At 65.0% G+C, this 22,882-nt stretch carries 22 protein-coding genes; 14 read left to right on the forward strand and 8 right to left on the reverse strand.

All coding sequences use genetic code 11. From position 1 onward, the window contains the following. Nucleotides 1–15: 15 nt before the first annotated feature. From I6L45_RS09265 to hslR, 5 genes are all read right to left on the reverse strand, one after another. Nucleotides 16–1,818 (reverse strand): aminopeptidase P family protein, encoded by a 1,803-nt coding sequence (locus I6L45_RS09265; protein ID WP_216984033.1) that lies wholly within the window; start codon nucleotides 1,816–1,818, stop codon nucleotides 16–18. A gap of 33 nt (nucleotides 1,819–1,851) precedes the next feature. After that, entirely contained in the window at nucleotides 1,852–2,517 is a 666-nt protein-coding gene (locus I6L45_RS09270; RefSeq protein ID WP_043763026.1) for a GntR family transcriptional regulator, read from the reverse strand. A gap of 172 nt (nucleotides 2,518–2,689) precedes the next feature. Then, entirely contained in the window at nucleotides 2,690–4,315 is a 1,626-nt protein-coding gene (gene pckA, locus I6L45_RS09275; RefSeq protein ID WP_216984034.1) for a phosphoenolpyruvate carboxykinase (ATP), read from the reverse strand. A gap of 149 nt (nucleotides 4,316–4,464) precedes the next feature. After that, nucleotides 4,465–5,349 carry an Hsp33 family molecular chaperone HslO gene (hslO, locus tag I6L45_RS09280; RefSeq protein ID WP_216984035.1) on the reverse strand — a complete coding sequence of 295 codons (885 nt, stop codon included), beginning with the start codon at nucleotides 5,347–5,349 and terminating at the stop codon, nucleotides 4,465–4,467. Nucleotides 5,350–5,451: 102 nt separating this feature from the next. Next, entirely contained in the window at nucleotides 5,452–5,850 is a 399-nt protein-coding gene (gene hslR / locus I6L45_RS09285; protein ID WP_043763034.1) for a ribosome-associated heat shock protein Hsp15, read from the reverse strand. A 209-nt stretch (nucleotides 5,851–6,059) separates the two neighbouring features. Between hslR and exeC the strand changes: the two genes are divergently transcribed. The 12 genes from exeC to exeN all read left to right on the forward strand — a co-directional run bounded on the left by exeC (nucleotide 6,060) and on the right by exeN (nucleotide 17,640). Then, entirely contained in the window at nucleotides 6,060–6,914 is an 855-nt protein-coding gene (gene exeC, locus I6L45_RS09290; RefSeq protein ID WP_289711742.1) for a GspC family type II secretion system variant ExeC, read from the forward strand. Nucleotides 6,915–6,935: 21 nt separating this feature from the next. Next, complete coding sequence (exeD, locus tag I6L45_RS09295) at nucleotides 6,936–8,984, forward strand: GspD family T2SS secretin variant ExeD (RefSeq protein WP_216984037.1); 2,049 nt, start codon at nucleotides 6,936–6,938, stop codon at nucleotides 8,982–8,984. Next, entirely contained in the window at nucleotides 8,984–10,489 is a 1,506-nt protein-coding gene (exeE, locus tag I6L45_RS09300; protein ID WP_216984038.1) for a GspE family T2SS ATPase variant ExeE, read from the forward strand. Before exeD ends, exeE begins: the two co-directional genes overlap by 1 nt. Nucleotide 10,490: 1 nt before the next feature. Further along, the gene (gene exeF / locus I6L45_RS09305; RefSeq protein WP_043763040.1) at nucleotides 10,491–11,711 is read left to right on the forward strand and encodes a GspF family T2SS innner membrane protein variant ExeF; all 1,221 of its coding nucleotides are present in this window, start codon (nucleotides 10,491–10,493) and stop codon (nucleotides 11,709–11,711) included. Nucleotides 11,712–11,807: 96 nt separating this feature from the next. Beyond that, a complete protein-coding gene (gene exeG, locus I6L45_RS09310) occupies nucleotides 11,808–12,239 on the forward strand; it encodes a GspG family T2SS major pseudopilin variant ExeG (RefSeq protein WP_043763043.1) in 432 nt (143 codons plus the stop codon). Between the two features lie 85 nt (nucleotides 12,240–12,324). Then, nucleotides 12,325–12,876: a GspH family T2SS minor pseudopilin variant ExeH gene (gene exeH / locus I6L45_RS09315; protein ID WP_043763045.1), complete on the forward strand. Its 552-nt coding sequence runs from the start codon at nucleotides 12,325–12,327 to the stop codon at nucleotides 12,874–12,876. 74 nt (nucleotides 12,877–12,950) lie between these two features. Beyond that, complete coding sequence (gene exeI, locus I6L45_RS09320; protein WP_216984039.1) at nucleotides 12,951–13,295, forward strand: GspI family T2SS minor pseudopilin variant ExeI; 345 nt, start codon at nucleotides 12,951–12,953, stop codon at nucleotides 13,293–13,295. 20 nt (nucleotides 13,296–13,315) lie between these two features. After that, complete coding sequence (gene exeJ, locus I6L45_RS09325; RefSeq protein WP_216984193.1) at nucleotides 13,316–13,990, forward strand: GspJ family T2SS minor pseudopilin variant ExeJ; 675 nt, start codon at nucleotides 13,316–13,318, stop codon at nucleotides 13,988–13,990. Continuing rightward, complete coding sequence (gene exeK, locus I6L45_RS09330) at nucleotides 13,980–15,005, forward strand: GspK family T2SS minor pseudopilin variant ExeK (RefSeq protein WP_216984040.1); 1,026 nt, start codon at nucleotides 13,980–13,982, stop codon at nucleotides 15,003–15,005. Before exeJ ends, exeK begins: the two co-directional genes overlap by 11 nt. Nucleotides 15,006–15,120: 115 nt before the next feature. After that, entirely contained in the window at nucleotides 15,121–16,305 is a 1,185-nt protein-coding gene (exeL, locus tag I6L45_RS09335) for a GspL family type II secretion system protein ExeL (RefSeq protein ID WP_216984041.1), read from the forward strand. After that, complete coding sequence (exeM, locus tag I6L45_RS09340; RefSeq protein ID WP_043763051.1) at nucleotides 16,302–16,793, forward strand: GspM family type II secretion system protein ExeM; 492 nt, start codon at nucleotides 16,302–16,304, stop codon at nucleotides 16,791–16,793. Before exeL ends, exeM begins: the two co-directional genes overlap by 4 nt. An 88-nt stretch (nucleotides 16,794–16,881) precedes the next feature. After that, a complete protein-coding gene (gene exeN / locus I6L45_RS09345) occupies nucleotides 16,882–17,640 on the forward strand; it encodes a GspN family type II secretion system protein ExeN (RefSeq protein WP_216984042.1) in 759 nt (252 codons plus the stop codon). 60 nt (nucleotides 17,641–17,700) lie between these two features. Here exeN and I6L45_RS09350 read toward each other — a convergent pair whose 3' ends face one another. Further along, complete coding sequence (locus I6L45_RS09350; protein WP_216984043.1) at nucleotides 17,701–18,516, reverse strand: helix-turn-helix transcriptional regulator; 816 nt, start codon at nucleotides 18,514–18,516, stop codon at nucleotides 17,701–17,703. A gap of 158 nt (nucleotides 18,517–18,674) precedes the next feature. Here I6L45_RS09350 and tyrS point away from each other — a divergent pair, with 158 nt between their 5' ends. Continuing rightward, nucleotides 18,675–19,940, forward strand: a complete 1,266-nt coding sequence (gene tyrS, locus I6L45_RS09355) for a tyrosine--tRNA ligase (RefSeq protein ID WP_216984044.1) — start codon at nucleotides 18,675–18,677, stop codon at nucleotides 19,938–19,940. Here tyrS and I6L45_RS09360 read toward each other — a convergent pair. Then, the gene (locus I6L45_RS09360; protein WP_216984045.1) at nucleotides 19,935–20,840 is read right to left on the reverse strand and encodes a LysR family transcriptional regulator; all 906 of its coding nucleotides are present in this window, start codon (nucleotides 20,838–20,840) and stop codon (nucleotides 19,935–19,937) included. The genes tyrS and I6L45_RS09360 overlap by 6 nt on opposite strands. A 115-nt stretch (nucleotides 20,841–20,955) precedes the next feature. Between I6L45_RS09360 and I6L45_RS09365 the strand changes: the two genes are divergently transcribed. Then, nucleotides 20,956–22,062, forward strand: a complete 1,107-nt coding sequence (locus I6L45_RS09365; RefSeq protein ID WP_216984046.1) for an NADH:flavin oxidoreductase — start codon at nucleotides 20,956–20,958, stop codon at nucleotides 22,060–22,062. A gap of 69 nt (nucleotides 22,063–22,131) precedes the next feature. Here I6L45_RS09365 and yrfG read toward each other — a convergent pair whose 3' ends face one another. Further along, entirely contained in the window at nucleotides 22,132–22,800 is a 669-nt protein-coding gene (gene yrfG, locus I6L45_RS09370; protein ID WP_216984047.1) for a GMP/IMP nucleotidase, read from the reverse strand. Between the last annotated feature and the right edge of the window lie 82 nt (nucleotides 22,801–22,882).

Consider the following 22,882-nt stretch of genomic DNA (forward strand, 5'->3'; position numbering starts at 1 on the left):
GCAGGCCCTGTGTCATCAGAGGAGGCTGGTCGCCCGCTCCAGCCATGCGAGATCCTCGCCGGCCAGCAGCGGGCTCAGGCGGCGATAGACTTCGGCGTGGTATTCGTTGATCCAGCGGAACTCGGCCGGGCTCAGCAGGCTGCGATCGATGAGGCGGGTGTCGAACGGTACATAGGTTAGCCGTTCGAAGCCCAGCATGGCGAGTTCGCCGCGGGCTTCCTGCTCGGTCACCACCACCAGGTTTTCACAGCGGATACCGAACCCATCCTCCCGGTAGTAGCCCGGCTCGTTGGAGAGCACCATGCCCGGCTGCAGGGCCACCAGGCTGCCCTTGGGGGCGATGCGCTGCGGGCCTTCATGCACGCTGAGGAAGTGGCCAACGCCGTGGCCGGTGCCGTGGTCGTAGTTGTAGCCGGCCTGCCACAGGGGCATGCGGGCCAGCACGTCGAGCTGGATGCCGGCGGTGCCGCGCGGGAAGCGGGCCTGATCCAGGGCGATGTGGCCCTGCAGCACCCGGGTGAACATCGCCTTGTGCTCGTCGGTCACCTCACCCACCTTGACGGTTCGGGTGATGTCGGTGGTGCCGTCCAGATACTGGGCACCGGAGTCCACCAGATAGATGCTGTCCTGGCCGAAGGCGCGCGGGGTGCCGTTGGTGTGGCGGTAGTGGCACATGGCGGCGTTGGGACCGAGTGCGGAGATGGTGTCGAAGCTCGGCTCCACATAGTGATCCTGCTCGCGGCGGAAGGCCTCGAGCCGATCGGCCAGGGTGCCTTCATCCACACCGTCGAACTCGCCGCTGGCGATCAGGCGATCCAGCCAGGCGAGGAAGCGGGTGACGGCGACGCCATCGCGCAGGTGTGCGCGCTGCATGCCGGCCAGCTCCACGGCGTTCTTGCACGCCTTGGGCAGCATGGTCGGGTCCTGACCTGCCACCAGGATGGCGCCTGCCTCTTCCATGACCAGCTGGGTCCAGGCGTTGGCGGTGTTGGGGTCGGCCAGCACCTTCTGGTGATCCTCGCCGATGCGCTTGAGCACGTCACCCAGCTTGTCGATGGGGTAGACGGAGACATCCTGGCCCACGTGCTGGCTGAAGGCGAAGCAGTCGATCTTGTCGGTGTCGACGAAGAAGTCCACCGTGGTGTTGGCGTAGAGCACCGCGAAGCCCAGCACCACGGGCAGACGCTCCACGTCGCGACCGCGCAGGTTCAGCAGCCAGTTGATGGGCTCGGCCTGGGTCAGCAGCACCGCATCCAGGCCGCGCTTGCGCAGATCGCTGGCCAGCAGCTCGCGCTTGGCCTGGCTGGACTGGCCCGCCAGCTCCTCGCTGTAGAGGATGACAGGGCTCTTGGTCGGGGCGGGGCGATCGACCCAGTGCAGATCGATGGGGTTGTCGTCGACCCGGATCAGCTCGATACCGCGATCGGCCAGCACGGCCCTGGCGTTCTGGTACCAGGCCAGGCTGTGGAGGCGGGGGTCAAAGCCGACCCGGGAACCGGACGGCAGCTGTTCGGCCAGCCACTGCACGTGGGGATTTTCCACCAGATGAAGGAACTCGAACAGCTCGGCCGGTGCCTGCATGCGGGCCTGTACTGTATAACGACCGTCGATGAACAGGGCCGCCCGCTGCGCCAGTATGATGGCAAGGCCGGCGGAGCCGTTGAAACCCGTGATCCAGTCCAGCCGCTCTGCGTAGGCGGGAATGTATTCCCCCAGGTGCTCGTCGTCGTGGGGAACGATGAAGGCGTCCAGTTCCAGCGTGGCCAGAGTGGTCCTGACCTGGGCGACGCGGGTTTCAATAATCTCGAAATGATTCATGTCGTTATTGCCAGATTGTGATGATGTGAGTGTTCATGGGTGGTGGCTGTTCGCCAGGATCTGCCTGACCGACTGGCCTGCCGCCTCGATGTGTTGCTTGAGCAGTACCACGGCCTCGTGCTTGCGCCGGGCGCGGCACAGCTCCAGCAGCCGGGCGTGCTCGCGCTCGGCCTTGTCTACGCCGCCCTGGGCAAACAGCAGTTCGAAACGCACATAGCGGTCGCAGCTCAGATTGATCTGGGCGATCAGCTCCAGTGCCTGGGGGCGATTGGCAACCTGATAGAGGGTGGCGTGAAAACGGTGGTTCAATTCGGCCCAGTGTTCGATCTGGGTGCCGGACTCCAGCGCCAGATCAAACTGGGCGAGGATGGCCTCCGCCTCGGCGAAGGTGGCTTCCGTCATCTTGTCGACGGCGTGAAACAGGGTATCGGCTTCCAGCAGCGCCCGCAAATAAAAGAGCTCTTCGACGGCGGAGGCGTCCAGCATGGTGACGACGGCGCCGCGATGGGCCTCGAACTTCACCAGCCCCTGGGCTTCCAGCTGCATCAGGGCCTCGCGCACCGGGATGCGGCTCACCGCCAGCTCCTTGGCGATGGCGTCCTGGCGCAGGGGGGCCCCGGCGGGAAATTCCCCGCGCAGTATCCGGCCACGGAGGTTCTCCATCACCATCTGGGTGCGGGTCTTGTAGGGTGGGGTCATGCTGGCGTCACGGGCAGGTTGCAAAATTGTATATTGTATAAAGTTTGGCTGAATCTAACGCGCGAGGGCGCGCAAGGCAAGGCTTGGCGGGAGTCATATGCCGCGTATCGGCCAAAAAAATACCGGCCAGCAGGGCTGACCGGTATGGGATTGATGCAGGTTGGGGCCGTGATTACAGCTGCGGACCCGCCGCGACCAGGCGTTTGCCCTCGTCGTTGTCGGTGAAGCGCTCGAAGTTCTTGATGAAGCGCCCGGCCAGGTCGGCCGCCTTGGCATCCCACTCGGCCTTGTCGGCGTAGGTGTCGCGCGGATCGAGGATGGCGGGATTGACGCCCGGCAGCTCGGTCGGCACTTCCAGGTTGAACACCGGCAGGATCTTGGTCGGCGCCTGCTCGATGGAACCATCCAGAATGGCGTCGATGATGGCGCGGGTGTCCTTGATGGAGATGCGCTTGCCGGTGCCGTTCCAGCCGGTGTTGACCAGATAGGCTTCCGCCCCTGCCGCTTCCATCCGTTTCACCAGCTCCTGGCCGTACTTGGTCGGGTGCAGGCTGAGGAAGGCCGCGCCGAAGCAGGAGGAGAAGGTCGGGGTCGGCTCGGTGATGCCGCGCTCGGTGCCGGCCAGCTTGGCGGTGAAACCGGACAGGAAGTGGTACTTGGTCTGCTCCTTGGTCAGCTTGGCGACCGGGGGCAGCACACCGAAGGCATCGGCAGTCAGGAAGATCACCTTGGTGGCGTGACCCGCCTTGGAGACCGGCTTGACGATGTTGTCGATGTGGTAGATGGGGTAGGAGACCCGGGTGTTCTCGGTGCGGGAGCCATCGTCGAAGTCGATGGTACCGTCGGCCGCCACGGTCACGTTCTCCAGCAGCGCATCGCGACGGATGGCGTGGTAGATGTCCGGCTCGGCCTCTTCGGAGAGCTTGATGGTCTTGGCGTAGCAGCCCCCTTCGAAGTTGAACACGCCGTGGTCGTCCCAGCCGTGCTCGTCGTCACCGATCAGCTGACGCTTGGGATCGGTGGAGAGGGTGGTCTTGCCGGTGCCGGAGAGGCCGAAGAAGATGGCCACGTCCCCATCCTTGCCCACGTTGGCGGAGCAGTGCATGGAGGCGATGCCGCGCAGGGGCAGGAAGTAGTTCATCATGGAGAACATGCCCTTCTTCATCTCGCCACCGTACCAGGTGCCGCCGATGAGCTGCATCTTCTCGGTCATGTTGAAGGCGACGAAGTTCTCGGAGTTGAGACCCTGCTCCTTCCAGTTCGGGTTGGTGCACTTGGCGCCGTTCATCACCACGAAGTCCGGTGTGAAGGTCTTGAGCTCTTCCTCGCTCGGGCGGATGAACATGTTCTTCACGAAGTGCGCCTGCCAGGCCACCTCGGTGATGATACGTACGGCCAGGCGGGTGTCAGGGTTGGCGCCGCAGAAGCCGTCCACCACGAACAGGCGCTTGCCGGAGAGCTGTTTGGTCACCAGGGATTTCAGATGTGACCACACTTCGGGTGTGATCGCCTTGTTATCGTTCTTGCCCTGGTCAGACCACCACACGGTATCCTGGGTGGTGGCGTCTTTGACGATATATTTATCTTTCGGGGAGCGGCCGGTGAAGATGCCGGTGTTGACATTGACGGCGCCGAGCTCGGTGACGACGCCCCGTTCGAAACCTTCCAGGTCAGGGCGAGTCTCTTCTGCAAAAAGCTGCTCATAGGAGGGGTTGCGAACGATTTCCTGGCTATTTTTGATACCGTACTGGTCCAGCTTCAGTTGTTGGGCCAGGGTGGGTTCTACCACGATTGTCATTGTATTCTCCTGGGTTCAGAGGTGTGTAGGGTTCTATCTGACGTTCATGCTACCACCTAGGTGGTAGTTTTTAGCGATCGCCATCAAACTTTATAAAATAGGGTATTTTTTTGTTATTTAAGTTAAAGGCGGGTTTTGCCCGCCTTTGATTAGTGTAACTTGTTTGCATCATTACCGGGAGCCCTGCTGAACAGGGTTTCGATGTCGATCCCATCAAATTCATAGTGAGCGCCGCAGTAATCGCAGTGCATGTCGATCTTGCCGAGCTCCTGCACCATGGCCACCGCCTCCTGCTTCTCTATCTGCAGCAGAGCCCCTTCGCAGCGGGCGCGGGAACAGGTGCAGCGGAACTCGATGGCCTGGGGATCGAACACCCGCACCTTGTCCTGGTGGTAGAGGCGGTAGAGGATCTCTTCCGCTTCCAGACCGAACAGCTCCTCATCCTTGATGGTGGTAGTGAGCTGGACCAGGTGATCGAAGTCCTCGCTGTGATCCTCGCTCTGGGCTGGCAGTTCCTGCAGCAGGATGCCGGCGGCGCGGGGCTGGCCCTCGTGATGGCCGGTGCGGATCCAGAGGCGGGTGGCGAGCTGCTCGGACTGGGCGAAATACTGCTCGAGGCAGGCCGCCAGGGTGTCGGCCTCCAGGGCGATGATGCCCTGATAGCGCTCGCCCTGCTCCGGGGTGATGGTGATCACCAGCTGGCCGTTGCCGATCAGGCTCTGCAGCTTGCCATCGCTCGGCAGCTCACCCTCGTAGCGGGCCACGCCGCGCAGTTGCTGGTTGTTGTCGCCGTTGATCACCGCCAGGCGCACCGGGCCGTCCCCCTGCAGCTGCACCGTGATGGAGCCTTCGAACTTGAGGGTGGCGGTCAGCAGGCTGGTGGCGACCAGCAGTTCACCCAGCAGTTGCTGCACCTGTACCGGGTAGTTCTGGGCGTCGATGATGTGGCGATAGGTATGATCCAGCTGGACCAGCTCACCCCGCACTTCGTACTCTTCGAACAGATAGCGATACAGGAGGTCTTGGTTACTCATCATGTTTTCCTAGGATGTGCTTGGGGGAATAATTACATTGTTAAACAGGTGGTTAGGAACTATTTCCTCCACCTGCCGTCATAAAGGGGTCACGCAGGCAGATTAGGATTGCTTGACCTTGATCAGCTGGCGTCGCTCCTGCTTGTCGGGGCGGCGTTCGGGACTCGGGGCAAACTGGCTGTTGAAGCGTCTGGCCTCGCTGTTTTCTGCCCGCCTCTTCAGGCTGGCCTCGGTCTCTTCATAGAGCTGCTGGGCCAGGGGGGCGGACTTGCGCTGTTCGCTCACCTCGAGCACCCGAACCTCCCGCTCATCCTGGCCCTGCCAGAAACGGACGAGGGCGCCGACCTCGACGGTCTTGCCCGGTTTGCTGCGCTGGCCGTTGTAATGCACCTTGCCGCCATCGATCTGATCCCGTGCCAGACTGCGGGTCTTGTAGAAGCGGGCGGCCCACAGCCACTTGTCGAGACGGACCTGAGGGCTGCTCTGTGCTGTATTTGGCATGGTTCGGCTCCGGGATGACTGAAAAGGTGCATGATTATACCAGAGGCAACCCCCGGGATAGAAACTGGGGGCGGGTGTGACGGAATCTGAATTTTCTCCCCTTGGTCCCATCCGGTCGGTTGTCTCTGGGTCCATTGCCGTACACAATAGCTAACCGACTAGGATGCCAGACAATTTTGATAAAGATGACGCTACCGTTCAGGGATGATTTGTTGAACTCCCTTCTGGCTCGCTGCAAGGCAGTGCCACTCTCCCGTTTCAGCCAACCCCTGTTCTGGCTGCTGCTCTTGTTGCTGGCGCAGCAGTGCGCCGTGCTCACCTGGCGCCTGTTCGAGCTGGCCCAGCCATCCGGCAGCGCACCCTGGCAGCCATCCGTCACCTCGGCTCAGGGCCGCGGCGGCGATCGCCTCGATCTTGCCAACCTCAGCCGCCTCTCGCTGTTTGGCAAGGCGCAGCAGCCTCAGGCCGACAAAATGGCGGAGGCTGTCGCAGCCGATGCCCCCAAGACCCAGCTCAACGCCCAGCTCAACGGCGTGCTGGCCAGCTCGGATCCGGCCAAATCCATCGCCATCATCTCCCATAACGGGGTACAGAATTCTTACGGCATCGGAGATTACATCGACGGCACCCAGGCGAAGATCCGCCAGGTGTTCGCCGACCGGGTCATCATTGCCCGCGACGGCCGTGACGAGACCCTGATGCTGGACGGGGAAGAGTACGGCAAACCCCTGCCCAAGGCGGCCCGCCAGGGGGAGGGGCTCACCGCGGTGCGCAGCGAGCTGCTGAGCAATCCTGGCAAGATCACCGATTATCTTAATATCTCCCCGGTCCGGGTGGACGGCCGCATGGTCGGCTATCGCCTCAACCCGGGCCGCAATCCGGAACTGTTCAATCAACTCGGACTGGTCGCCAACGATCTGGCGGTCAGCATCAATGGCCTGGATCTGCGGGATAACGCACAGGCCATGCAGGCGATGCAGCAGGTAGCGGGCGCCACGGAAATGACCGTCACCGTCGAGCGGCAAGGACAGCTCTACGACGTGTATGTCGGCTTGTCAGAATAATGAATCGGAGTAACACCAAGAATGATAAATAAAGGGAAGGGGTGGGGTCTTGCCACTATGGCGGCGGCCTTGATGATGGCCGGTTCTGCCTGGGCCACCGAGTATTCCGCGAGCTTCAAGAATGCCGACATCGAAGAGTTCATCAACACTGTCGGCAAGAACCTCAACAAGACCATCATCATCGAGCCCTCGGTGCGCGGCAAGATCAACGTGCGCAGCTACGACCTGCTCAACGAGGAGCAGTACTACCAGTTCTTCCTGAGCGTGCTCGACGTCTACGGCTTCGCCGTGGTGCCCATGAACAATGGCGTGCTCAAGGTGGTGCGTTCCAAGGATGCCAAGACCTCGGCCATTCCCGTGGTGGACGATCGCAACCCCGGCGTGGGTGACGAGATGGTGACCCGGGTAGTCCCGGTGCGCAACGTCTCCGTGCGCGAGCTGGCCCCCCTGTTGCGCCAGCTCAACGACAACGCCGGCGGCGGCAACGTGGTCCATTACGAGCCCTCCAACGTGCTGCTCATCACCGGCCGTGCCGCCGTGGTGAATCGTCTGGTGGAAGTGGTGCGCCGGGTGGACAAGGCGGGCGATCAGGAGATGGACGTCATCAAGCTGAAGTACGCCTCCGCCGGTGAGATGGTGCGGCTGGTGACCAACCTCAACAAGGATGGCAGCAACCAGGGGGCCAACGCTTCCCTGCTGCTCTCTCCCAAGGTGGTGGCGGACGAGCGCACCAACTCCGTGGTGATCAGCGGCGAGCCCAAGGCCCGTGCCCGCATCATCCAGATGGTGCGCCAGCTCGACCGTGACCTGCAGAGCCAGGGCAACACCCGGGTCTTCTACCTGAAATATGGCAAGGCCAAGGATCTGGTGGACGTGCTCAAGGGCGTGAGCTCCAGCATCGCGGCCGACAAGAAGGGTGGCGCAGCCGCCACGGCCGCCGGTGCCAGCATAGGTGGTGGCCAGCTCGCCATCTCCGCGGACGAGACCACCAATGCCCTGGTCATCACCGCCCAGCCGGACGTCATGGCCGAACTGGAGCAGGTCATCGCCAAGCTCGACATTCGCCGCGCCCAGGTGCTGGTGGAGGCGATCATCGTCGAGGTGTCGGACGGTGACGGCCTGAACCTCGGGGTGCAGTGGGCCAACGCCAACGGCGGTGGCACCCAGTTCACCAACACCGGCCTGCCCATCGGTCCCGCCATCATCGCGGGCAAGGATTACGACGACAACGGCAACACCGACGGGCTGGAGAGCCTGCTCAGCGATTTCAGCGGCATGGCGGCGGGCTTCTACAAGGGAGACTGGGCCGCCCTGGTGACGGCGCTCTCCACCAACACCAAGAACGATATCCTCTCGACCCCGAGCATCGTCACCATGGACAACAAGGAAGCCTCCTTCAACGTCGGCCAGGAAGTGCCGGTGCAGAGCGGCTCTCAGAGTTCCACCACCAGCGATCAGGTGTTCAACACCATAGAGCGCAAGACGGTGGGCACCAAGCTGGTGGTGACGCCCCAGATCAACGAGGGAGACTCGGTGCTGCTCAACATCGAGCAGGAGGTCTCCAGCGTGGCGCAGACCCAGGCGACCGGGACCGCGAACCTGGGCCCGACCTTCGACACCCGCACCGTGAAGAACGCCGTGCTGGTGAAGAGCGGCGAGACCGTGGTGCTGGGCGGCCTGATGGACGAGCAGACCAAGGAGCAGGTCTCCAAGGTGCCCCTGCTCGGCGACATCCCTGTGCTGGGCTATCTGTTCCGCTCGACGTCCAACACCACCTCCAAGCGCAACCTCATGGTGTTCATCCGGCCGACCATCTTGCGTGACGCCAACGTCTACACCGGGGTCTCCAGCAACAAGTACACCCTGTTCAGGGCCGAACAGCTGAACCGGGCCGCGGATGAGGGTTATGCCACCTCGCCCCCCCGCCAGGTGCTGCCCGCCTACGGCCAGGACGTGATGATGTCCCCCGAGGTGCAGCAGCAGATCGAGCGGATGAAGGCGCAGCAGCAGGCCACCGCCACCGGTGTTCGCACCCAGGTGCAGCAACCCTTCGTGCAGAGCAAGCCCTGATGGCCGCGTATCAGCTCGATGGCAGCGAGCTGCCGGCCTCCTTGCCGGAGCTGCCGTTCGCCTTCGCCCGCAACTTCGGGGCCATCCTGACCGAGCGCCAGGGAGCCCCCGTGCTGCTCTGTCGCCAGGGGGTGACCCCGCAGACCCTGCTGGAAGTGCGGCGGGTGGCGGGCTGCGCCTTCGCGGTGGAACAGTTTGGCAACGACGAGTTCGAGACACTGCTGATGGCCCACTACCAGCGCGACTCCTCCGAGGCGCGCCAGCTGATGGAGGATCTCGGCAACGAGATGGACTTCTTCGCCCTGGCCGAGGAGCTGCCCCAGAGCGAGGATCTGCTGGACGCCGACGACGACGCCCCCATCATCCGCCTCATCAACGCCATGCTGAGCGAGGCGATCAAGGAGGAGGCGTCCGACATCCACATCGAGACCTTCGAGCGGGCCCTGGTCATTCGTTTTCGCATCGACGGTGTGCTGCGGGAGATCCTGCGCCCCCATCGCAAGCTGGCGTCGCTCCTGGTGTCGCGCATCAAGGTGATGTCGCGCATGGACATCGCCGAGAAGCGGGTGCCCCAGGATGGCCGCATCTCATTGCGCATCGGCGGCCGCGCCGTCGACGTGCGCGTCTCCACCATGCCTTCCAGCTACGGCGAGCGGGTGGTGCTGCGTCTCTTGGACAAGAACAACGTGCGCCTCGAGCTCAAGCAGCTCGGCATGACGCTCGCTAATCGCAACATCATCAGCGATCTCATCCGCAAGCCCCATGGCATCATTCTGGTGACCGGCCCGACTGGTTCGGGCAAGTCCACCACCCTGTATGCGGCGCTCTCCGAGATCAACTCGCGGGATCGCAACATCCTCACGGTGGAAGACCCTATCGAATATGACCTCGAAGGGGTGGGCCAGACCCAGGTCAACAGCAAGGTGGACATGACCTTCGCCCGCGGTCTGCGCGCCATCCTGCGTCAGGATCCGGACGTGGTGATGGTGGGGGAGATCCGCGACCTCGAGACCGCCCAGATCGCGGTGCAGGCGTCCCTCACCGGCCACCTGGTGATGTCGACCCTGCACACCAACACCGCCATCGGCGCCATCACCCGGATGCGGGACATGGGGATAGAGCCCTTCCTGCTCTCCTCGTCGCTCCTGGCGGTGCTGGCCCAGCGGCTGGTGCGCACCCTCTGTCCGGATTGCCGCACCTCGCACCCCGTCACCGAGCAGGAGCGCCTCGCCATGGGCATAGAGCTCGCACCGGATCAGCAGATCTGGCGTCCTGTGGGATGCGAGCAGTGCAACTACACCGGCTACCGCGGCCGGACCGGCATCCACGAACTGGTGGTGGTGGACGAGGCGGTGCGCGAGGCGATCCACAGTGCCAGCGGCGAGCTCGTCATCGAGCGGTTGATCCGGGGCCATACCCCCAGCATCCGCCGTGACGGCATCGACAAGGTCCTCCAGGGGCAGACCAGCCTCGAAGAGGTGCTGCGCGTGACCCGGGAAGATTGAGATGGCGGCGTTCGAATACAAGGCGCTCGATCCCAGGGGCAGACAGAAATCCGGGGTGATGGAGGGCGATTCCGCCCGCCAGGTACGCCAGCTGCTGCGCGAGCAGGGGCTCACTCCTCTCGAGGTGAACGAGACCACCGAGAAGGCGAAGCGGGAGGCGAACCGCTTCGTGCTGTTTCGTCGCGGCGCCAGCACGGCGGAGCTGGCCCTCATCACCCGTCAGCTGGCAACCCTGGTGGGGGCCGGTCTCACCATCGAAGAGGCGCTCAAGGCCGTCGCCGAGCAGTGCGAGAAGGCTCACCTGCGCAGCCTGGTGGCCACGGTGCGCAGCAAGGTGGTGGAGGGTTATTCATTGGCCGATTCGCTCGGGGCTTTCCCCCACGTGTTCGACCAGCTGTTTCGCTCCATGGTGGCGGCCGGCGAGAAGTCGGGCCACCTGGAGAAGGTGCTGAACCGCCTGGCCGACTACACCGAACAGCGCCAGCACATGCGCACCAAGTTGCTGCAGGCGATGATCTATCCCATCGTCCTCACCCTGGTGGCCGTCGGCGTCATCTCTATACTGCTGACTGCTGTGGTGCCCAAGGTGGTGGCCCAGTTCGAACACATGGGGCAGCAGCTGCCGGGGACCACCCGCTTCCTCATCGGGACGAGCGAGCTGCTGCAGCACTACGGCCTCTGGTTCCTGCTGCTGCTCGCCATCGGTGGCCTGGTGTGGCGCTGGTGGCTGACCGACGACAAGCGTCGCCGTCACTGGCATCAGGTCATCTTGCGTCTGCCGGTCATCGGCCGGGTCAGCCGGGGCCTCAACACCGCCCGCTTCGCCCGCACCCTGAGCATCCTCAACGCCAGCGCCGTACCCCTGCTGGAGGGGATGCGGATCTCGGGGGAGGTGCTCTCCAACGACTTCGCTCGCCTGCGCATCGGCGAGGCCACCGAGCGGGTGCGCGAGGGAACCAGTCTGCGCAAGGCGCTGGACGAAACCAAAATTTTCCCGCCCATGATGCTGCACATGATCGCCTCCGGCGAGCAGAGCGGCGAGCTCGACAGCATGCTGGAGCGGGCGGCGGACAACCAGGACAGGGAGTTCGAGACCCAGGTCAACATCGCCCTCGGGGTGTTTGAACCCATGCTGGTGGTCTCCATGGCCGGGGTCGTGCTGTTTATCGTGATGTCGATCCTGCAGCCGATCCTGGAGCTCAACAACATGGTGAATTTGTAAGTTTCCGGTGTTCGATGGTGCCGCCCGGCGGCCCGTCGACCCACAGATCACTTTCTGATGGCCTGCGCCATCTCATTTCGTTAGGGAGTCATAGTAATGCAGAAGCGTCGTCAAGCCGGTTTCACCCTGCTGGAAGTCATGGTGGTCATCGTGATCCTCGGGATCCTGGCCAGTCTGGTGGTGCCCAACCTGATGGGCAACAAGGAGAAAGCGGATCAGCAGAAGGCCGTCTCCGACATAGTGGCGCTGGAAAATGCCCTGGACATGTACAAGCTGGACAACAACCGCTATCCAACCACGGAGCAGGGTCTGGACGCCCTGGTCAACAAGCCGACCGCATCCCCGGAGCCGCGCAGCTACCGTGAAGGGGGCTACATCAAGCGTCTGCCGCAGGATCCCTGGGGCAACCCCTATCAGCTGCTGAGCCCGGGCCAGTTTGGCAAGATCGACATCTTCAGCTCGGGGATGGACGGCGAAGCCGGGACCGATGACGACATCGGCAACTGGAACCTGAAGGACTTTCAATAAGTGATCTCTGGCCGTCTCGCCCCGAGGATGCTGCCTGCATGAGGGCGGCGCTGTTGATCCCTGCCGTGCCGATGGGGCCCGAGCTGTGAGCCGTTGTCGCCAGTCGGGCTTTACCCTGCTGGAGGTGTTGCTGGTCGCCATGCTGATGGGGCTGGTGGCCACCGCCGTCACCCTCAGCATGGGGGGGGCCAGGGGAGACAGGGAACTCGACAAGCAGGCGCGCCGCTTCATGGCGACCCTGCAACAGGCCCAGGAGTATTCGGTGATGGATGGCCGGCTGCTGGGGCTCAGGATCGAGGACAACGGCTGGCAGTTTATGTCCCGCTCGGCCAAGGACAGAAAATGGCAGGCCCTGACCGGCGACAAGCTGCTGGGGCCGGTGACCCTGCCGGAGGCCATGACTCTGGCCGTGGAGCTGGAGGGCTTTGGCTGGAATATGGAGTCGGACGAGCGGCGTGAGCAGACCCGGGACGAGGAGGAGCGCACGCCCCAGATCCTCATCTTCCCGGGGGGCGAGCAGTCCCCCTTCGTGTTGACCCTGCGCCAGCAGGACGAGGATCAGCAGTATCTGCGTACCGTCAGGGGGGATGAATTCGGTCGCCTATCCCTGCAAGAAGACGAAGAGGAAGAAGAGTGACGGGCACCAGGGGAGCAGGGGCCGGGGAGGGAAGTGTCACCCGCTTGGCCGGCGGGCCTGCCAGGGCGCGGGGCATGACGCTGCTGGAGGTCATGGTGGCCCTGGCGGTGTTCGCCATCGCGGGCCTGGCGGTGATGAAGACCGCCAGCGAGCACCTCTCCGGCCTCAACTATCTGGAGCAGAAGACGCTGGCGACCTGGGTGGTGGAAAACCAGCTGGTGCAGCAGAAGCTCGAGGCCAAGTGGCCGGGAGACAGCTGGGTGGAAGGGGATGAAGAGATGGCCGGGCAGACCTGGTACTGGCGCTATCGCGGTGTCGCCACCGCCGACAGCAACTTCAGGGCGATGGACATGGAGGTGCGCACCGCCCCCAAGGCCGAGAGCCCGGTGGCCATGATCCGGACCTATCTCAGCCGATGAACCTGCATCCACGTGTCTCCATGATCCGGAGCCGGCATCAGCCGAGGACGCTGAATCCGCTTTTGCCCACGCACCGCAACCAGCATCAGGCGGGGTTTACCCTGCTGGAGATGCTGGTGGCCATCGCCATCTTCGCCACGCTCAGCCTGGGGGCCTATCAGGTGCTTCAGGGGGTGCTCAACAGCGACGAGGTGGCCAAGAAGAAGGAGGTACGCCTCTCCGAACTGCAGCTCGCCTTCAGCCTGCTGGAGCGGGATGTCACCCAGATGGTGCCGCGCAGCGGCCGCATCGACGGCGAAAACAACAAGGTGCTGCTGGCGGCGTCCCGCTTTGGCCAGCAGAGCGACGACTGGGGCATGGCCTTCATGCGTGGCGGCTGGCTCAACCCGGACGGCATGCTGCCGCGCTCCGGCTTGCAGCGGGTGGGGTGGCGGCTCAAGGGGCAGACACTGGAGCGGTTGAGCTATCTCTACCCGGATCCCGCGATCGGCACCGAGCCGCGCATTCAGCCGGTGCTGACCGGAGTGACGGCCCTGCGACTCTATTTCTACGACAAGCAGTGGAAGGAGGAGTGGACCCAGCGCGACCTGTTGCCGAGCGGGCTGGCGGTGGAGCTGGATCTGGAGGATTACGGGACCATACGTCGCCAGTTCCTGATTGGAGCCGGTGGCCAGAGGGCGGCAAATGGCAATTAAGCACAGCCGGGGCCGACCTCTCACCGGATCGGGCCGCCAGGGTGGCATGGCCCTGCTGGTGGTGCTGCTCATCCTGTCGGTCATGGTGATCATCGCCAGCAACATGAGCGGCAGGTTGCAACTGGAATTGCGCCGCACCGCCAACCTCACCTTGGGTAAACAGGCCTGGTGGTACGCCATGTCGGCGGAGGCCCTGGTGATCAAGGTACTGAACCAGGACTTCAAGGATGATCCCGACCGGGTGAGCCTGGGGCAGAACTGGGCGCGGGAGGATGGCGTCTTCCCGGTGGAGGATGGCACCCTGTCCGGCCGGGTGCGGGATCTGCAGTCCTGTTTCAACCTCAACAGCCTGAGTGTGGCGCTCAAGGAGGGGGAGAGCGGCGACGATCTCGAAGCCCAGCCCTACCAGTTCAAGGTGTTCCGGGCTCTGCTCGCCGAGCTCGAGGTGGACGACTACGAGGCGGTGCAGCTCACCGACGCCATCCGCGACTGGACCGACAAGGATACCCAGCTGGTTTCCAGCAACGGCGCGGAGGATGCCTACTACGAGGGCCTCACTCCCCCCTACCTGGTGGGCAACCAGTGGCTGCTGGGCACGGACGAGCTCAGGGCGGTGCGCGGGATGAGCGGCGAGCTCTACGCCCGGCTCGCCCCCTATGTGTGCGCTTTGCCCAACGACAAGCTGGTGGTGAACATCAACACCATCAAGCCGGAACAGGCGGCCCTGCTGGTCGGCCTCTATCTTGGCAAGATTGGGCTGGACGACGCCAGGCAGGTGCTGACCAGTCGCCCCAACAAGGGGTGGAAGAACAAACAGGAGATGACGGAGCAGATGCCGGTCCAGCCGGGAGCCGTCAGCGGGCTCGACGGCGCTCTGGATATCAAGAGCAGCTTCTTCGAGGCCCATCTGCTGGCGGAGGTAGGGGATACCCGGGCCAGACTGGAGACCTTCTTCCAGCGTGGCAAGGACAACAAGCTGGTGATGTTGCGCCGCCTCAATGGCGGTGCCGAATGACAGGGAGAAGGCGGGGGCCGGGTTCAGCCCGCCCCGCCCCTCATCCGGATTGCAGCCGAGGGCTGCGACCCCGCCCATCGACGATATGCTGGCGGGCATGGCAGGAGAATTATTTGTGAGCGAGAGTCTGGTCATCCGTCTGGGGACCCATGCGCAGCAGCCGGTGCACTGGCTGGTGTGGTCGGCGCAGGAGCAGGAGATCATCGCCTCCGGCATCCTGGCCTCGGCCGATGCCCTCGGCGAGCTGCAGGCGCGTGCAGGCGGTCGCCCCGTGGTGACCCTGGTGCCGGGCAGCGATCTGATCTTCCGGCGGGTGAGCCTGCCGGGCAAATACAGCCGCCAGAGTGCGGCCGCGCTGCCCTATCTGCTGGAGGAGCAGATCGCCTCCGACGTGGACGAGCTGCACCTGGTGGTGCTCGCTCATCAGGGGCGCGACGTGGATCTGATGGCGGTGGACAAGGAGAAGATGCAGACCTGGCTCGGCTGGTTGCAGCAGGCGGGGCTCAAGACCCTGCAACTGCTCCCGGACGTGCTGGCGCTGCCGCTGGCCGCCGAGGGATGGTCCGCCCTGCAACTGGGGGAGGAGTGGCTGGTCCGCCAGGGGCCCCATCAGGGCATAGTGGCGGAGGAGTCCCTGCTGGCCATGCTGCTGGCGGCCCAGCCCGAGCCCGTCATCCTCAACAGCCATACCCCCATCCCCGCCATGGCGGCGGGCAACTGGCGGGGGGCGGATCCCGAGCTCCCCATGCTGCTGCTCGCCAAGGGCGCGCTCACCAGCCAGGCCAACCTGCTGCAGGGGCCCTATCGTCCCCAGACGGAATACGCCCGCTACTGGTTGCTGTGGCGCAAGGTGGCCGTGCTGGCGGGCATTCTGCTGCTGGTGACCCTGGTCCAGCGCGGCGTGCATCTGCACCAGCTGGCGGAACAGGACAAGGCCCTCAAGGCAGAGATCCGGCAGGTCTACACGCGGATCTTCCCGGGGGAGACGCGCATCGTCAACGTGCGCAGCCAGATGACCCAGCACCTCAAGAACCTGGGACAGGCCCCGCAGGATGGGGTCCTGCTGCTGCTGACCGAGCTGGCCCCCGTGTTTGCCGAAGTGCCCGGCCTCAAGCCCGAGGTGATGCGGTTCGACGCGGCCCGGGGCGAGCTCAGGTTGCAGGTGACCGCCCCCGGGTTCACCGAGATAGAGCGTTTTCGCGAGCTGGCGGGCAAGCGCTTCGAGGTGCAGCAGGGTGAGGTGCGCAGCACCGAGGGCAAGGTCGAAGGGGCGCTGGTGCTCAAGGGGAGGTCGTCATGATGGACAAACTGCAAGGCTGGTGGCGGAGCATCAGTGCTCGCGAGCAGCGTCTGGTCGCGGTCGGGGGCAGCGTCCTGCTGATCGGGATCTGTTACTGGGCCATCTGGCAGCCCATCAGCAATCGCATCGCCGAGCGCGAGCGCCAGGTGGTCAATCAGCAGCAGACCCTGGCCTGGCTCAAGGAGAAGGGGCAGGAGGTGCTGGCGATGCAGGGTGGTCAGGGTCGCCAGATCGATACCAGCGGCACCCTGGACGGGGTGGTGAACCGCACCGCCTTCAACCAGAAGATCAAGATTGCCCGGCTGCAGCCCCAGGGCCAGGAGCTGCAGGTCTGGATAGACACTGTGCCGTTCGATGACCTCTTGATCTGGCTGGCGACCCTCTCCGATCAGTACGGGGTGCAGGTGCAGATCATCGAGGTGGCCCGCGAGGGGCTGGCACCGGGCCTGGTCAAGGTCAGACGTTTGCAGCTGAGTCGCCCCCAATGAAACAACCCGCCCCGATCAGGGCCTTGGCCGCCGGTCATCCGGCCTTCGCCTCGCACCTGATCGGGCGCTTGCAGTCGAGTCGTTTTCTATGAAGCAAAGAGTGCTGATTGCCGTGCTGTTTCTGGCGGCCTATCTGGTTTTCCTGCTGGCCCAGCTGCCGGCCAGCCTGGTGGTGCGCCACCTGCCGCTGCCCCCCAACCTGGTGAGGATGGAGGGAGTGAGCGGTACCCTCTGGAGCGGCCAGGTGGCCCGCCTGCAATACGCCAGCGAGTCGCTGACCCAGCTGCGCTGGGAGCTCAACGGCTGGTCCCTGCTGCGCTTTGCCCCTGAAGTCTCCCTGCGCTTTGGCGAGCGCGGCGGCCTCAATGGCCAGGGGGTAGTCGGCTGGAACGGCGCGGCCTTCGGTCGCGACATCACCCTGAATGCGCCGGCCCCCTGGGTGCTGGAGCGGGTGCCGATGAGACCTCCCTTCCCCCTGATGGCGGCGGGCCAGCTGCTGCTCAAGATCGATCAGTTTGCCCAGGGCACTCCCTGGTGTGACAACCTCTATGGCGACCTCCACTGGTATGACGCCGAGGCGGATACCCCGGCGGGCAAGCTGGCGCTGGGGGATCCCGAGATCAAGCTGACCTGCCTCGACTCCCGGCTGGTGGCCGAGATCAAGCAGGGCTCGGAGGCGGTGCAGGTGCTGGGCAAGCTGGAGCTGCAAGCCAATCGCCAGTACCTGTTCCAGGGGACCCTGAAACCCGGGCCCGAGCTGCCGGAGCAGATGAAGCAGGGGCTGCCCTTCCTCGGACAGCCCGACGGTCAGGGGCGCTTCCCGCTGCGCTACCAGGGCCGCATCTGACGGCCTTGCTGTCTGATTTGGCAACTATGTACACCACCCCGCCCCGGCGGGGTGGTGTCGTTATGAGGGTGTGCCGAATGGTGCCGTGATGAGGTGATTGAGGAAGAAGCGGAACAGCTCGGCCCGGGAGCGCAGGTGCAGCTTGGCGTAGAGGTGTTTGCGATGATTCTTCACCGTGCCGCTGCCGATGCCGAGCGCTCCGGCAATGGCCTCGGTATCCAGCCCTTGCAGCAGCAATCCCGCCACCTGGCGTTCGCGGCGGGTGAGGCTTGCCCCCCCCACGCTGGCGATGGCCTGCTCCACGGTCGCCTTGAGATCGGCGCCACCCGGCAGCGCCGGGCTCTGGGCCAGCAGCGCGGCTCCCTCCCGCCAGTGTTGGCGGCACAGGGCGTGTACCAGCGGGAACAGGGCCTCCAGCCGGGCCAGCTCGTCACGACTGAGGGAGCTGCGTTTGTCGAGCCGCCCCAGAAACAGCATCAGGGTGAGGCCGCCCCGCACCGGCAGGATCAGCCCCACCTCCTCCTGCCAGCCGGTGGCCTGATAGAAGTGGTGGCGATACTCGGGGTCGAGTCGCCCGTGCGACACCTGCGCCAGGGTCCAGACCCCGGCCCCCAGCCCCTGTTCCAGCGCCTGCATAAAGGGATCCTGGCTGAAGTGGCGGGTGAGGTAGTGGTCGAACAACAGGGCCCGCTGGTGGTGCAGGTTGTCGTAGAGGTAGACGGGGCGCTGCCCCACCCCGAGCAGCAGGGCGCAGTCGAACGCCACCTGCTGCTGGATAAGGCGCACCAGGGCTGCCGGGAAGCCGCTGCCATGCAGGGCATCGATTACCTCGGTCATGCTGCGGGTCAGAGCGTCTGTGGCAAGGGGCTGGATCATGGGCGTTGGGTCATGGCGATAAGTTCCGGGTGGCTGGGCTGGCTACCCACTATGGCAGGATGCTAGCACGGGAATGGCAAAACTGTCCCCTGGGGGACATATTCGGCGCGAACCGGAGCGGCGAGGATGTGGGCTTTTCCCCTGCTGTTGGAGCACCCATGATCAACCCCCACCTGCTCGATGAGCTGACCCGACGCGGCCTGGTGGCCCAGAATTCCGACCCGGCGGCGCTGGCCAACCATCTTGCCACCCCGCGCACCGTCTACTGCGGCTTCGATCCCACCGCCGGCAGCCTGCACATCGGCCATCTGGTGCCGCTCTTGATGCTGCGCCGCTTCCAGCTGGCGGGCCACACCCCGGTGGCCCTGGTGGGCGGTGCCACCGGCCTTATCGGCGATCCCAGCTTCAAGGCAAGCGAGCGCAGCCTCAACAGCGCCGAGACGGTGCAGGGCTGGGTGGCCAGCCTGTCGGCCCAGATAAGCGCCCTGCTGCCGGCGAGCGACGGGCTGGCGGCGCCGCTGCTGGTCAACAACGCCGACTGGATGGGGCAGATGTCGGCCCTCGACTTCCTGCGGGATATCGGCAAGCACTTCTCGGTCAACGCCATGCTGGCCCGCGAATCGGTGCGCCAGCGCCTGGCCCGCCCGGATCAGGGCATCTCCTTCACCGAGTTCTCCTACGCCCTGCTGCAATCCCAGGACTTCGCCGTGCTCAACCAGCGTCTCGGCTGCACCCTGCAGATCGGCGGCAACGACCAGTGGGGCAACATCACCAGCGGCATGGATCTCACCCGGCGGCTGCATCATGCCCAGGTCTATGGCATGACGCTGCCGCTCATCACCAAGGCGGACGGCACCAAGTTTGGCAAGACGGAAGGGGGCGCAATCTGGCTGGATCCGGCGCTCACCTCACCCTACGCCTTCTACCAGTTCTGGCTCGGCACCGCGGACGAGGATGTCTACCGCTTCCTGCGCTACTACAGCTTTATGCCGCTGGCCGAGATTGAGGCGCTGGAGGCGGAGGACGCCAAGCGGCAAGGGCGCAAGCTGGCCCAGCAGGTGCTGGCGGACGAGCTGACCGAGCTGGTGCACGGCAAGGGGGCGCTGGCGGCGGCGCGGCGCATCAGTGAGCTCTTGTTCAGCGGTGACGTGGCTCGCCTTGGCGAGAGCGATCTGGCCCAGCTGGCCCAGGATGGCCTGCCGAGCAGCCCCATCGAGGGGGAAGCGGATCTGGTGACCCTGCTGGTGCAGTGTGGCCTGGCGAATTCCAGGCGCATCGCCCGCGAGCTGCTGGCGGCGGGGGCGGTCAGCCTCAACGGCGCGATCCGCCGGGATGAGCCAGTGACCGACGGCGACTGGCTGTTCGGCCGCTATCTGCTGCTGCGCCGGGGCAAGAAGCAGTACCACCTGGTGATCCGCTCATGAGGGGGTGAGCGCCTCGATGACGTAGTCGAGGAAGTGGCCGACCAGGGCCGACTCGGCACGGCGCTGGGTGTAGAGGGCATAGAAATGGGCCCCCTTGGGACGGTAGTCGGGCAGCACCTCGCGCACCACCCCCTCGGCCAGCTCGGCCGCCACCAGGTAGCGCGGCAGGCGGGCGATCCCCAGCCCCTGGCGCATCGCCTGGTGAATTGCCCTCTTGCTGCTGAAGGCCAGCTCGCCCGCCACTTCCAGCGGGATCTCGCGCCCCTGGGCAAGCAGGGTCCAGCGCTCGTGGCGGCTGTACTCCTGGCAGCGGGTGATGAGAGGGTGCTGCTGCAGATCCTGCGGCTCGCTCAAGGGCGGGTGGCGCTCCAGGTAGTCGGCGCTGGCGCAGAGCACCAGATCATCCACCGCGATGGAGCGCGCCAGATAGGGCTGGGAGCCAAGCTCGGTGCTGCGAAACGCCACGTGCAGGTTGTCGCGCAGCAGGTCGGCCGGGGTATTGCTGAAGTCGGCGATGATCCGCACCTCGGGGTGGTCGGCGCGAAAGCGCAGCAGTACCGGGGTCAGCACCACCTCGCCCCACAGATCCGGCGCCGTGATGCGCAGCTCCCCGCACAGGGCCGAGCGGCGGCGCTGCAGGCCGTCCAGCAATTGCTCGTGCAGGGCGATCATCTGGTCGGCCTGACGGTAGGTGAGCTCCCCCGCGTCGGTCAGCTGTACCCGGCGGGTGGTTCGGCTCAGGAGCGTGTTGCCAAGGCTCTGCTCCAGGTGGCGCAGATCCTTGGACGCCTTGCTCGGGGTAATGCCGAGCTGGGCGGCGGCGGCGGCGAAGGATCCGCAGCGGACGATGGCGACCAGCAGGCGCATCAGGTAGAGGGTGTCGAGCTTGTGGTGACGCATGAGGGGTGGCCTATTGTGTCTTGATGGGAATGAATGCCTTGCTTGTGTGCCTGATTATATCCTGATTGTCCCGGTTTATAGTGGCGGCATTCCATTGCGATCTCGGGAGAGGGCGATGAACAAGGCACTTGGCGACAGCTTCCACTTCGAACGGGCCGGATTGCGGCTCAAGAACCGGGCCGTGCTGGCCCCTTTGACCCACAACATGAGCGGCGCCGACGGCGATCCCGGTCAGGCCGAGCTCGACTGGCTGGCGCGCTGCGCCCAGGGCGGTTTCGGCCTGCTCATCGCCGCCGCTACCCAGGTACAGCCCGGCGGACGCTGCTGGGCGGGGCAGCCGGCCCTGATGACCGACACCCAGCAGCTGGCCTTCACGGCCCTGGCCGACAGTGCGCGGCAGGCCGGGGCGCTGGCGGTGGTGCAACTGCATCACGGCGGGATGCGGGCTCTGCCCGAACTGAACGACGGGGCGCCGGTGGGCCCGTGCGAGCTGGCGCCGGGCGGGCGCTACCCCCTCGGGGTCAAGGGGCTGAGCGAGGAGGAGATTCTGACGCTCATTGACGCCTTCGTGGGCGCCGCCGAGCGGGCCCATGGCGCCGGCCTGCACGGGGTCGAGTTGCACGCCGCCCACAACTTCTTGCTCTGCAATTTCCTCAACCCCCTGCACAACCGGCGCACCGACCGCTGGGGTGGCAGCATCGCCAACCGGGCGCGGATCCTGGTGGAGATAGTGCGCGGCATCCGCGCCCGCCTGCCCCGGAGCTTTCTGGTCGGGGTGCGCCTCTCCCCCGAGAGCTATGCCCATATCCAGGGCATAGAGCTGCCCCATCAGCTGGCGGTGGCGCACCTGCTGGCGGACGAGGGGATCGACTACCTGCACTTCTCCATGGGGGACAGCTTCAAGGCGGTGGCGGGGGATCCCGACGGCGGCGCCCTGCTGGAGGCGGTGCGGGTCGGGTTGGCTGGGCGGGTGCCGCTCATGGTGGCGGGCAAGATCCACGACGCAGATTCGGCCGAGCTGGCTCTGGCGGGCGGCGCCGATCTGGTGGCGGTGGGCACGGCGGCCATCGGCAATCCGGACTGGATGGAACGGGTGAGCCGCGGCTTGCCCTTGCACTGTGCCCCCTTCACGGCGGCGCACCTCGCAGAGCTTGGCTTCACTCCAAGCGCCTTCGACTACCTGGCCGGCATGGGGGTACTGGCCCCGCGCGATGCAGCTTGAGGGCTTTAATCAGCGGACTGGCTGCTGAGCCGATATGACAAGGCCCTCGCGAGGAGGGCCTTGAGGGTGTCAGGCGCCGAGGGGCAACAGCTCGGCGTAGTCGCGGATCGCCGGGAAGGCGGTGATGCGCTGCTCGGGCTGCCGGCTGTCCGGGTTCTGGATGGCGAGCTGGTAGCCGATGCCGTAATCGGCGGCGGCGCGCAGGATCCGCTCGCTGTCATCCACGAACAGGGTGCGGGCCGGGTCGAACGCCAGCCGCTCGGCCAGTGCCTGCCAGCAGTGCTGGCTCTCCTTCGACCAGCCCAGCTCGTGGGTGCTCACCATGAGATCGAGGTGCTCGGCGAGGCCGAGGCACGCATCCTTGACCGACAGGCTGGCGGGGTGGGCATTGGTGAAGAGCACCAGCTGCTTGCCGGCGGCCTTGAGCGCGGCCAGGAAGGGGATGACGTGGGGACGCCACTGGATCTTCTCGAGGATCTCCTGCTTGAGGGCGCGGATGTCGAGCCCGAGCGTCCGGGTCCAGTAATCCACGCAGTACCAGTGGAGGGTGCCGCTGACGGCGTGATAATGGGCATCTATCTGCGCCTTCGCCTCGGCGAGCGGCAGGCCGAGTCGCTCGGCGTAGCGCGCCGGCACCAGGGTCTGCCACAGGTGGTTGTCAAAATGGAGATCGATCAGGGTGCCGTCCATGTCGAGCAAAACGGTATCTATCTGGTGCCAGGGCAGGGGAGTCGGCATGGGGTCTCTCGATGTCTATGGGGAGTGGGGAAAACGGGGCGCATTATAACGGATTTTTCGGGCATCTTTCCCGCCCTTGCCC

The organism is Aeromonas sp. FDAARGOS 1415, assembly GCF_019048365.1.
GTDB classification, from domain to species: Bacteria; Pseudomonadota; Gammaproteobacteria; order Enterobacterales; family Aeromonadaceae; genus Aeromonas; species Aeromonas taiwanensis.